The sequence below is a fragment of the Blastococcus sp. SYSU DS0616 genome, from assembly GCF_054051015.1.
On record NZ_JBJHAJ010000030.1, the window covers coordinates 40,179 to 51,122 of the forward strand.

General features: G+C 77.3%; 10 protein-coding genes and 2 riboswitches. Of the genes, 9 read left to right on the top strand and 1 reads right to left on the bottom strand.

Features of this window, described 5'->3' with window-relative positions:
- Positions 1-2: 2 nt before the first annotated feature.
- Complete coding sequence (locus ACI79K_RS18130; RefSeq protein WP_456600405.1) at positions 3-647, bottom strand: TetR/AcrR family transcriptional regulator; 645 nt, start codon at positions 645-647, stop codon at positions 3-5.
- Between the two features lie 127 nt (positions 648-774).
- A riboswitch (cobalamin riboswitch) is annotated at positions 775-901 on the top strand.
- Positions 902-974: 73 nt separating this feature from the next.
- On the opposite strand from ACI79K_RS18130, the gene ACI79K_RS18135 reads away from it, so the two are divergent.
- From ACI79K_RS18135 to ACI79K_RS18175, 9 genes are all read left to right on the top strand, one after another.
- Positions 975-3,077 carry a putative cobaltochelatase gene (locus ACI79K_RS18135; protein ID WP_456600406.1) on the top strand — a complete coding sequence of 701 codons (2,103 nt, stop codon included), beginning with the start codon at positions 975-977 and terminating at the stop codon, positions 3,075-3,077.
- A complete protein-coding gene (cobO, locus tag ACI79K_RS18140) occupies positions 3,077-3,691 on the top strand; it encodes a cob(I)yrinic acid a,c-diamide adenosyltransferase (protein WP_456595447.1) in 615 nt (204 codons plus the stop codon). Before ACI79K_RS18135 ends, cobO begins: the two co-directional genes overlap by 1 nt.
- Positions 3,688-5,070, top strand: a complete 1,383-nt coding sequence (locus ACI79K_RS18145; RefSeq protein ID WP_456600407.1) for a cobyrinate a,c-diamide synthase — start codon at positions 3,688-3,690, stop codon at positions 5,068-5,070. The genes cobO and ACI79K_RS18145 overlap by 4 nt, the downstream gene beginning before the upstream one ends.
- Positions 5,057-5,758 carry an energy-coupling factor ABC transporter permease gene (locus tag ACI79K_RS18150; RefSeq protein WP_456589706.1) on the top strand — a complete coding sequence of 234 codons (702 nt, stop codon included), beginning with the start codon at positions 5,057-5,059 and terminating at the stop codon, positions 5,756-5,758. Before ACI79K_RS18145 ends, ACI79K_RS18150 begins: the two co-directional genes overlap by 14 nt.
- Positions 5,755-6,075, top strand: coding sequence for an energy-coupling factor ABC transporter substrate-binding protein (locus ACI79K_RS18155; RefSeq protein WP_456595445.1), 321 nt, complete (start codon positions 5,755-5,757; stop codon positions 6,073-6,075). Before ACI79K_RS18150 ends, ACI79K_RS18155 begins: the two co-directional genes overlap by 4 nt.
- Entirely contained in the window at positions 6,072-6,809 is a 738-nt protein-coding gene (cbiQ, locus tag ACI79K_RS18160; RefSeq protein WP_456600408.1) for a cobalt ECF transporter T component CbiQ, read from the top strand. The genes ACI79K_RS18155 and cbiQ overlap by 4 nt, the downstream gene beginning before the upstream one ends.
- Complete coding sequence (locus ACI79K_RS18165) at positions 6,806-7,651, top strand: energy-coupling factor ABC transporter ATP-binding protein (protein WP_456600409.1); 846 nt, start codon at positions 6,806-6,808, stop codon at positions 7,649-7,651. The genes cbiQ and ACI79K_RS18165 overlap by 4 nt, the downstream gene beginning before the upstream one ends.
- On the top strand, positions 7,648-9,297 hold the full coding sequence (cobA, locus tag ACI79K_RS18170) for a uroporphyrinogen-III C-methyltransferase (protein WP_456600410.1): 1,650 nt from the start codon (positions 7,648-7,650) through the stop codon (positions 9,295-9,297). Before ACI79K_RS18165 ends, cobA begins: the two co-directional genes overlap by 4 nt.
- 146 nt (positions 9,298-9,443) lie before the next feature.
- Positions 9,444-9,597: riboswitch (cyclic di-AMP (ydaO/yuaA leader) on the top strand.
- 14 nt (positions 9,598-9,611) lie between these two features.
- On the top strand, positions 9,612-10,772 hold the full coding sequence (locus ACI79K_RS18175) for a C40 family peptidase (RefSeq protein ID WP_456600411.1): 1,161 nt from the start codon (positions 9,612-9,614) through the stop codon (positions 10,770-10,772).
- The last annotated feature ends 172 nt before the right edge of the window (positions 10,773-10,944 follow it).

Below are 10,944 nucleotides of genomic sequence, written 5' to 3' on the forward strand. Positions count from 1 at the left end.
GATCAGCGGGTGGATGGGTTCCTCTGGTGGTGGCCGAGCCACATGTCCATGACGTCGGGCAGGACGGTGGTGAAGGCGCCGGTCTCGAACGGCTCCCCGGGAGCGTTGGACAGCTGCTGGGAGATGACCCCGCCGACCAGCGCCGTCCAGGCGCGGTAGGCGCGGTCGAGGTCGACGTCCGGCGCCAGGTGCCCGGCGTCCCGCAACCGGGCCAGCAGCGCGCGGGACTCCGCGTCCAGCGCGACGGCCGGCTCGTACGCCCGCGGCGAGGGCGTGAAGCCGGGCACCGGCCGCCAGAACATGAGCGCGGAGTGGGCGGGGTGCTCGACGGCCCAGCGCACCAGGGCGGTGGTTCCGGTGCGCAGGGCGGCGAGCGGGTCGGCGTCCTCGCGCGTCGCGCCCGCGAGCCGCAGCACGTCGGCGAGCGCACGCCAGCCGCGTTCGAAGAGGGCGTCGTACAGCGCGTGCTTGCCGTCGAAGTACCCGTAGAGGGAGGGCGAGCGGATGCCCATGCGACGGGCCACCTCACCGAGGGTCAGCCCGGCGACACCGTGCTCGGTCATCACCTCGACGGCGACGGCGACGACCTCCTCGATCGTCTCCTGCCGCCGCCGCTGTCGGCGGTCCGGCGGTGCTGCCCCGGTCACAGGCGCATTGTTTTCCTAACGGCGTTAGGAAGTCAACGAGGTCTTAGGTCGCCATCGGGCGGCGGGGGGTCTGTCGCCGGCCGGGCCGCTCGTGGTCTGATGACGCAGCCACACGCGACGGCAGCGGAGGAAGCCCGGTGAGAATCCGGCGCGGTCCCGCCACTGTGACCGGGGAGCCCGTCCCCACGCTCGGCCACTGCTCCCCCGGGAGCGGGAAGGTCGGGGACGGGCGTCGAGCCGGGAGCCAGGAGACTCCAGCCGTCGTCCCTGCCACCTCCGGGCGTGGACACCCGGGGAGAGGACGCGTGCCATGCGCGGGTACCCCGCATGAGCTTTCCCTTCACCGCCGTCGTCGGCATGGACGACCTGCGGCTGGCCCTGCTGCTCAACGCCGTCTCCCCCGCCGTCGGCGGGGTGCTGGTGCGCGGCGAGAAGGGCACGGCGAAGTCGACGACGGTCCGCGCGCTGGCCGCCGTCCTGCCGCCGGTCGACGTCGTCGCGGGCTGCCGCTTCGGCTGCGACCCGGCAGCGCCCGACCCCGCCTGCCCCGACGGCCCGCACGAGCCGGGTGCGGCGGCCCGCACCCGCCCGGCCCGGCTGGTCGAGCTGCCCGTCGGCGCCTCCGAGGACCGGCTCGTCGGCTCCCTGGACCTGGAACGGGCGCTCACCGAGGGGGTCAAGGCCTACGAGCCGGGCCTGCTCGCCGCCGCCCACCGCGGGGTGCTCTACGTCGACGAGGTCAACCTGCTGCACGACCACCTGGTCGACCTGCTGCTCGACGCCGCCGCGCTGGGCACCGCGTACGTCGAGCGCGAGGGCGTCTCGGTGCGGCACGCCGCCCGCTTCCTGCTGGTCGGCACCATGAACCCGGAGGAGGGCGAGCTCCGCCCGCAGCTGCTGGACCGGTTCGGGCTGACCGTGGAGGTCGCCGCCCCGCGCGACCCCGCCGTCCGCGCCGAGGTCGTGCGCCGGCGGTTCGCCTCCGACGCCGACCCGGCCGGTTTCGCCGGGCAGTGGGCCGCCGACGAGTCCGCGCTCGCCGCCCGCATCGCCGACGCCCGCGCCCGCCTGCCGCACGTCACCCTCTCCGACACCGCGCTGCGCCAGGTCACCGCCGTCTGCGCAGCGTTCGACGTCGACGGTCTGCGTGCGGACATCGTCACCGCCCGCGCCGCCATCGCGCACGCCGCCTGGTGCGGCCGCGACGAGGTGACCGAGGACGACGTGCGGGTGGCCGCACGGCTGGCGCTCCCGCACCGGCGCCGGCGCAACCCGTTCGACGCACCCGGGCTCGACGAGGAGACCCTGGACCGGGCGCTGGAGGACAGCCGCCCCGAGGACGACCCGGAGCCCCCGGACGGCCCGCAGGACGGCGGCCCGGACGACGGCGGCCCGGACGACAGCGGCCCGGACGGCGGTGGCCCGGACGACGGCGGCGGCCCCGGCGCGGACCCAGGCATAGGAAGCAATACACCCATGTCCGACGCCGAGACGCAGGTAGAGCCTCCTATGCCTGGGGACGACGGGGGGGAGGTCCCGCCGACGACCGCCCCGCGCGGTGAGGGCGGCGGGCACACCGACGCGGCCCCGGCTCCGGAGAAGGCCGCGGTCGCTCCGTCCGACCCGTTCCGCACCCGGCGGCTGGAGGTGCCCGGGATCGGCGCCGGGGCCGCGGGCCGCCGGTCGCGCGCGCGGTCGGAGCGCGGCCGGGTGGTCGGGTCGACCCGCCCCGAGGGCACCGTCACCAAGCTGCACCTCGCCGGCACCGTGCTCGCCGCGGCGCCCCACCAGCGCGCCCGCGGCCGCAGCGGCCCGGGGCTGCGGATCGAGCGCGACGACCTGCGCCAGGCCGTGCTCGAGGGCCGCGAGGGCAACCTCGTGCTGTTCGTCGTCGACGCCAGCGGCTCGATGGGCGCCCGCTCCCGGATGGCCGCGGTGAAGGGCGCCGTGCTCTCCCTGCTGCTCGACGCCTACCAGCGCCGCGACAAGGTCGGGCTGATCACCTTCCGCGCCGGCGCGGCCGAGCTCGCCCTGCCACCCACCTGGTCGGTCGAGGCGGCCGCCGCCCGCCTCGGCAGCCTGCCCACCGGCGGGCGCACCCCGCTGGCCGCCGGGCTGCTCGAGGCCCACCGCACGCTCACGCTGGAGCGGGTGCGCGACCCGCGGCGCCGGCCGCTGCTGGTCGTCGTCACCGACGGCCGGGCCACCGGCGCGCGCGGCGGCGACCACCTGGGCGAGGCCCGCCGGGCGGCCGGGCTGCTCGCGGCGGCGGACGTCGCGAGCGTCGTCGTCGACTGCGAGTCCGGGCCGGTACGGCTCGGGCTGGCGGCGTCCCTGGGGCTCCAGCTCGGTGCGCAGACGCTGCGCCTGGAGGAACTGGGCGCCGAGTCCCTGGCCAGCACGGTCCGCGACGTGCGGAAGGCCGCCTGATGCCGCAGGGACAGGTCGCCGTCGTCCCGCAGGACGGGCTCACCACCCGGCAGCGCCGCAACCGCCCGCTGCTCGCGGTGCACACCGGCGAGATGAAGGGCAAGTCCACCGCCGCGTTCGGCATGGCGATGCGGGCGTGGAACCAGGGCTGGTCGGTCGCGGTCTACCAGTTCGTCAAGAGCGCCAAGTGGAAGGTCGGCGAGGAGAACGCGCTGACCGCGCTGGGCCGGCTGCACGAGCAGACCGGTGAGGGCGGGCCGGTCGTCTGGCACAAGATGGGCGCGGGCTGGAGCTGGTCGCGCAAGCACGGCGAGGAGACCGACCACGCCGCCGACGCGGCCGAGGGCTGGGCACAGATCAAGCGCGACCTCGCCGCCGAGGCGCACCGGTTCTACGTGCTCGACGAGTTCACCTACCCCCTGAAGTGGGGCTGGGTGGACGTCGACGACGTCGTCGCGACGCTCACCGCCCGGCCCGGCAGCCAGCACGTCGTCATCACCGGACGGGACGCTCCCCCGGCGCTGGTCGAGGCCGCCGACCTGGTCGTGGAGATGACGAAGGTCAAGCACCCGATGGACGCCGGCCAGAAGGGCCAGCGGGGGATCGAGTGGTGAGCCTGCCGCGGGTGGTGATCGCGGCACCGTCGAGCAACGCCGGCAAGACGTCGGTCACCACCGGGCTGATCGCCGCCCTCACGGCCCGGGGGCTGACGGTCTCCCCGCACAAGGTGGGCCCCGACTACATCGACCCCGGCTACCACGGGCTGGCCGCCGGGCGGCCGGGCCGCAACCTCGACCCCTGGCTCGTCGGCGAGGAGCGGATCGCGCCGCTGCTGCTGCACGGGGCCCGCGGCGCCGACGTCGCCGTGGTCGAGGGCGTCATGGGGCTGTTCGACGGCGCCACCCACCCGAGCGTCGAGCCCGGGTTCGCCTCCACCGCGCACGTGGCCGGGCTGCTGCGCGCGCCGGTGGTCCTCGTGGTCGACGCCTCCTCGCAGGCCCGCAGCGTCGCCGCCCTCGTGCACGGGTTCGCCACGTTCGACCCGTCGGTGCGGCTCGGCGGCGTCGTGCTCAACCGGGTCGGCAGCGACCGGCACGAGGCGATCCTGCGCGAGGCGCTCGGCGCCGCCGGCGTTCCGGTCCTCGGGGCGATCCGGCGGCTGGAGACCCTGCACACGCCCTCCCGCCACCTGGGCCTGGTGCCGGCCGCGGAGCGCTCGGCCGAGGCGGTGGCCACGGTGCGCCGGCTCGGGGAGGTCGTCGCCGCCGGGGTCGACCTGGACGCCGTGCTGCGGCTGGCCCGCTCGGCGCCCGACCTCGCCGAGCAGCCCTGGGACCCGGCCGCGGAGGTGGCGCCCACCGGCAGCCGGCCGCGCATCGCGGTCGCCGGCGGCCCGGCTTTCACCTTCGGCTACGCGGAGAACGCCGAGCTGCTCGCGGCCGCCGGTGCCGAGGTGGTGACCGTCGACCCGCTGCGCGACGAGGCACTGCCCGCCGGCACCGCGGGGCTGGTCGTCGGCGGTGGCTTCCCCGAGGTCTACGCCGCCGAGTTGTCGGCCAACGAGTCCCTGCGCGCCGACGTCGCCGCGCTCGCCGCCCGCGGGGCACCGATCGCCGCCGAGTGCGCCGGCCTGCTGTACCTGGCCCGCGAGCTGGACGGCGTCCCCATGTGCGGGGTCCTGGACGTCGGGACGGCGATGGCCCCCCGGCTCACCCTCGGCTACCGCGCCGCGGTGGCGACCACCGACTCCGTGCTCGCCGCGGCCGGCACCCGGGTGCGCGGCCACGAGTTCCACCGCACCCACGCCGATCCCCCGGCCGGCCCCACCCCCGCCTGGCAGTGGGCCGCCACCGGTCCCGAGGGGTTCGTCTCCGGCGGGGTCCACGCCTCCTACCTCCACCTCAACTGGGCCGGCAGCCCCGAGCTGGCCCAGCGCTTCGTCACCGCCTGCGCCCCCGCCGTCCGAACGGAGCACGCCCGTGCACATCGCTGAAGGCTTCCTGCCCGCCGGCCACGCGATCGGCTGGACGATCGCCGCCGCGCCCTTCGTCGTGCACGGCGCCCGGGCCGTGGTCAAGGAGGTGCGGGAGAACCCGGAGTCGACGCTGCTCCTGGGCGCGGCCGGGGCGTTCACCTTCGTGCTGAGCGCGATCAAGCTGCCGAGCGTCACCGGCAGCTCGAGCCACCCGACCGGCACGGGGCCGGGCGCGATCCTCTTCCGGCCCCCGGTGATGGCGCTGCTCGGCACGGTCGTGCTGCTGTTCCAGGCGCTGCTGCTGGCGCACGGCGGGCTGACCACGCTCGGGGCCAACGCCTTCGCCTTCGCCGTCGTCGGGCCGTGGGCCGGGTACGCCGTCTACCGGCTGACCCGCGCCGCGGGGGCCGGGCTGCTACCCGCCGTCTTCGCCGGGGTCGCGGTGGCCGACCTGGCCACCTACGTCACCACGTCGGTCCAGCTCGCGCTGGCCTTCCCCGACCCGGCCAGCGGCCTCGCCGGGGCGCTGGCCAAGTTCCTCGGCGTCTTCGCCGTCACCCAGATCCCGCTGGCCATCGGCGAGGGCCTGCTCGGCGTGCTGCTCTTCCGGGTGCTCACGGTCAACGCCCGCCCCGAGCTCGAGCGGCTCGGCATCCTGAAGCCCGCCCCCGTTCCCGCGGCCGTGCCCGCCGGAGGTGCCGCGTGAACCGCCGCGCGCTCGTCAACGCCCTCCTCGTCGTGGCGGTGGTCGCGCTGTTCGCCGTTCCGCTGCTCCTCGACGGGGGCAGGTCGGAGTTCGGCGGCACCGACGCCGCGGTGACCGAGGAGCTCGAGGCCGACGGCTACACCCCGTGGTTCGACTCGCTGTTCAGCCCGTCCGGTGAGGTGGAGTCCGGCCTGTTCGCCCTGCAGGCGGCCCTCGGCGGTGGCGTGCTCGGCTACGTGCTGGGCCGGCTGCGCGGCCGGCGGACGGCAGCTCCCGCGCCCGCCACGAGCACGCCGGCGGAGACCGACCCGCGGTGAGCGGCCTCGCGGTCGACGACGCGGCGTGGCGCAGCGCATGGCGCGGGCGTTCGCCCGGGGACAAGCTGCTGCTCTGCGCCGGCCTCGTCGGCTGCGCGCTGGTGCTGCCCGCCTGGCCGGGCAGCGTGCTCGTCGGGCTCACCGCCGTCGGGCTGGCCCTCGGCCCGGCCCGGGTGCCCGCCCGCACCTTCGGCCGGGCGATCCGCTGGCCGCTGGCGTTCATCGCGATCGGTGCGCTCACCGCGGTGGTGTCCGTCGGCGACGGCGGCATCGGCTGGGCCCCGGACGCCGCCGCGCAGGCCGGCTCGCTGGTCGGGCACGCGGTCGCCGGCAGCGCCGCGGTCCTCCTGCTGGCCACCACCACGCCGATGTCGGACCTGCTGCCCGCGCTGCGCCGGCTCCGGGTACCGGCCGCGGTCGTCGAGGTGGCGGGCGTGATGTACCGGCTGCTGTTCGTGCTGCTCGACAGCCTGCACACGATCCGCGAGGCGCAGACGGCGCGGATGGGCTGGTCCTCACCGCGCCGCTCCTACCGCTCCGCCGGGCTGCTCGCGGCCGGGGTGCTCACCCGCTCCTGGGACCGCGCCCGCCGGCTGCAGGAGGGCCTGGCCGGCCGGGGCATGGAGACCGACCTGCGCGTGCTGCCCGAGGTGCTGCCGTCGTCCCGGCTCTTCCTGGCCACCGCGCTCACCGGCCTGGCGGGGATCGTCGCGATCAGCGTGGTGGTGGCATGAGCCACCGGACCCTCGGCGCCACCGGGCTGGTCGTCGGTTACGAGCGCGGCCGCCCGGTCCTCGACGGCGCCGACCTCACCGTCCCCGCCGGCCGGCGGCTGGCCGTGCTCGGGGCCAACGGCTCGGGCAAGACCACGCTGCTGCGCTGCCTGTCCGGCGCGCTGGCGCCCGTCTCCGGCGCGGTGACCGTGGACGGGGTGCCGCTGGAGCACACCCGCCGCGGCCTGCGGCAGCACCGGCAGACCGTCCAGCTGGTGCTGCAGGACCCCGACGACCAGCTGTTCTCCGCTTCCGTGGCGCAGGACGTCTCGTTCGGCCCGCTCAACCTGGGGCTGGACGAGGACGCGGTGCGCGCGCGGGTGGCCGAGGCCCTGGACCTGCTCGCCGTCGACCACCTCGCCGCCCGGCCCACCCACCAGCTCTCCTACGGAGAGCGGAAGCGGGTGGCGATCGCCGGTGCGGTGGCGATGCGGCCGTGCGTGCTGCTGCTCGACGAACCCACCGCCGGGCTCGACCCCTCTGCGGTCACCGAGGCGCTGGCCGCGCTGTCCCGGTTGCAGGAGCACGACTCCACCGTGGTGATGAGCACCCACGACGTCGACCTGGCGCTGCGCTGGGCCGACGAGGTGGCCGTCGTCGTCGACCGCGCGGTGGTGCAGGGCGCCCCTGACGACGTCCTCGGCGACGGCGAGCTGCTGGCCCGCGCGCGGCTGTCCCGCCCCTGGGCGCTGGAGGTGGGTGCCCGGCTGCGCGAGCTCGGTCTGCTCCCCGAGGGCCCCCTCCCCCGGGACGCCGCCGGGCTGCTCGGCGCCCTGCCCGACCGTCCCGGCGTGCCCACGTGAGGACCGTCGGCATCGGGCTGTCCTCCGGGGTGAGCGCCGCCGAGGTGCTCGCCGCCGTCGACGCCGTCCTCCCCCGGCCGTGCGGGCCGGTCCGGCTGGCCACTCTGGACACGCGCGTGCGCGAGCCGGGGCTGGTGGACGCCGCCGCCCGGCGCGGCTGGCCGCTCGCCGGTCACCCGGCCGAGGCGCTGGCCGGGGTGCGCGTGCCCGCACCGTCCGGCGCGGTCGCCGACCGGGTGGGCACCCCGTCGGTCGCCGAGGCGGCGGCGCTCCTCGGGGGCGGGGTGCTCGAGGTCGGGAAGACGGTGCGCGGCCGGGTGACCGTCGCCGTCGCGCGGCCGCCGGACCCGACCGCCGACCCGCACCGGACCACCCCCACCGATGCAGCAGGAGGACCCGTGACCACCCAGCCCACCGGCGACGGCGTGCACCCGGTCGGGCTGCGGCTGGCCGGCCGGCGCGTGGTCGTCGTGGGCGGGGGTACGGCCGCGCACCGCGGGGTGACCGGCCTGCTCGCCGCCGGCGCGGAGGTGACGGTGGTCAGCCCGGGCCTGACGCCGGCGCTGGAGTCGGCCGCCACCGCCGGGCACCTGGAGTGGTGGCCGCGGCGCTACGCCGCCGGGGATCTCGCCGGGGCGTGGTTCGCGCTGGCCGCGACCGGCGATCCCGACGTCGACGCCGCGGTGGCCGGGGACGCCGACCGGCACCGGATCTTCTGCGCCCGCACCGACGGTGCGCGGGCCGGCGCCGAGCTGCCCGTCACCGGCCGCGCCGGCGACCTCGTGCTGGCGGTCCACGACGCGGCCGACCCCCGGGCGGCGGCCGGGCTCCGCGACGCGGTCCTCGCCGGGGTCGCCGACGGCACCCTGCCGGTCCGCCGTTCCGACACCGGGCCGGGGCGGGTCGTCCTCGTCGGTGGCGGCCCGGGTGATCCGGGGCTGATCACCGTGCGCGGCCGGCAGGCGCTGGCCACCGCCGACGTCGTCGTCGCCGACCACCTCGGCCCCCAGCCACTGCTCGCCTCGCTCCCCCCCGAGGTCGAGGTCGTCGACGCCTCCAAACTGCCGCGCGGCCGCTCGATGGCCCAGGAGACCATCAACGACCTGCTGATCACCCACGCCCGCGCCGGCCGCCGCGTCGTCCGTCTCAAGGGCGGCGACCCCTTCGTCTTCGGCCGCGGCTTCGAAGAGGTCCAGGCCTGCACCGACGCCGGCATCCCCGTCGAGGTCGTGCCCGGCATCACCAGCGCCGTCGCCGTCCCCGCCCTCGCCGGCATCCCGGTCACCCACCGCGGCCTCACCCACGAATTCGTCGTCGTCTCCGGCCACCTGCCCCCCGGCCACCCCCAGTCACTGGTCGACTGGGCCGCCCTCGGCGCACTGCGCGGCACCCTCGTCGTCCTCATGGGCGTCGACACCGCCCCCGCCATCGCCGCCGCCCTCGTCGAGCACGGCCGCGCACCCGACACCCCCGTCGCGGTCGTCACCGACGGCTCCACCCCCACCCAGCGGTCGCTGCGCACCACCCTGGCCGACCTCCCGGCCACCCTCACCGAGCACGCAGTCCGCCCCCCGGCGGTCTGGGTCGTCGGTGAGGTGGTCCACCTCACGTCAGCCGACCGCGGGCGTGTCACGGCGCGTCGGTGACTGGGCGTGAACGCCCGCCGGACTGTCGGCCACGGTGCTGGACGAAGTCGTCCCCAGGCATGGTGATCGGCCGGATCGGCACCTAGCGTGGGCCCGTCCGGACGGACCCTCTCGTCACTCGACCCGTGACAGCCGCCCGGACGCCGCCGAACCACCCGCCGGATCCGTCCGGCACCCGGACCGGGGACCCAACGCACCACCTGGGGTGAAGCGACGAGCGGCCCGCACGGGCCGTCCGCCGCCGGGCGACTTCCCGCCCGAACCCGTCAGCTAACCCGGTAGGCGGCCGTGGAAGAAAGGAAGACCCGCCGAACATGGCGAGTTCGCTCAGCCCTGCCCACCGCCGCATCACCGGACGGCGGGCCCTGCTGGCCCTCGTGGCCGCCGGCGGCGTCGTCCTGGCGCCGCTCCCCGCCGTCGCCGACCCCGAGCCGGCCACCTCCCAGGAGGCGGCGGACCTCGTCGCCGCCCGCGCGCACGACCTGGAGGTGCTCACCGAGCGCTTCAACGAGACCCGCGAGCACCTCAAGGCGGCGCAGGCGTCCGCCGACGCGGCCGCCGAGGAGCTCACCGCCGCGCAGGCCGCCTTGGCCCAGGCGCAGGACCGCGTCCGCACGGTGGCCCGCAGCGCGTACACCGGTGACCGGCTGGACACCGTGACGGCGATGCTGACCAGCGGCTCGCCCACGGAGCTGATCGACCGGGTCGGCCTGCTCGACACGATCGCCGCCCACAACAACGGCGTGCTCGGGGAGGCCCGGACCGCCGGCGAGGACGCCGAGCGCGCCCGTGCGGACGCCGAGCGGGCCGCGGCGGACGCCCAGGCGCAGGTCGACCGCGTGAACGCCGAGCGGGCGCGCCTCGACGAGGAGATCGCCGTCTACCAGGCGCACTTCGACCGGCTGAGCGCCGAGGAACAGCGCGCCTCCCGCGCCGCCGCCGAGCGGCACGCCGCCGAGGAGGCCGCCGCGGCCCAGGCAGCCCAGGCCGCCGAGGAGGCGCCGGCCGCCGCCCCGGCTCCCGCCGCCCCGGCTCCCGCAGCCGCGGCTCCCGCCCCGGCCCCCGCGGCTCCCGCCCCGGCCCCCGCCCCCGCGCCGCCCGCGCCGGTGTCCGGCGGCAGCGGCGCGGCGCAGACCGCGGTGAACACCGCCATGGCCCAGATCGGCGACCCCTACGTGTGGGCGGCCGCCGGCCCGAACGCCTTCGACTGCTCGGGCCTGGTGCAGTACGCCTACGCGGCCGCGGGCATCAGCCTGCCGCACTCCAGCCGCATGCAGTCGACCATGGGGACGCCGGTCTCCCGGTCCGCCCTGCAGCCGGGTGACCTGGTGTTCTTCTACAGCCCGGTCAGCCACGTCGGCATCTACATCGGCAACGGCCAGATGGTGCACGCCGCCACGTCCGGTGTCCCGGTGAAGGTCGCGTCGATCGACTCGATGGGCGGCTACAACAGCGCCCGGCGGATCGCCGGCTGACGACCGCCGGCTGAGACACCCGGGGGGGGGGGGGGGGGGGGGGGGGGGGGGGGGGGCGGGGGGGGGGGGGGGGGGGGGGGGGGGGGGGGGGGGGGGGGGCGGGGGGGGGGGGGGGGGGGGGGGGGGGGGGGGGGGGGGGGGGGGGGGGGGGGGGGGGGGGGGGGGGGGGGGG

What these genes read in the sequence shown, in the direction of transcription:
- ACI79K_RS18135 (WP_456600406.1), top strand. Translation starts at nt 975, where the DNA reads ATGAGCTTTCCCTTCACCGCCGTCGTCGGCATGGACGACCTGCGGCTG.
- cobO (WP_456595447.1), top strand. Translation starts at nt 3,077, where the DNA reads ATGCCGCAGGGACAGGTCGCCGTCGTCCCGCAGGACGGGCTCACCACC.
- ACI79K_RS18165 (WP_456600409.1), top strand. Translation starts at nt 6,806, where the DNA reads ATGAGCCACCGGACCCTCGGCGCCACCGGGCTGGTCGTCGGTTACGAG.
- ACI79K_RS18175 (WP_456600411.1), top strand. Translation starts at nt 9,612, where the DNA reads ATGGCGAGTTCGCTCAGCCCTGCCCACCGCCGCATCACCGGACGGCGG.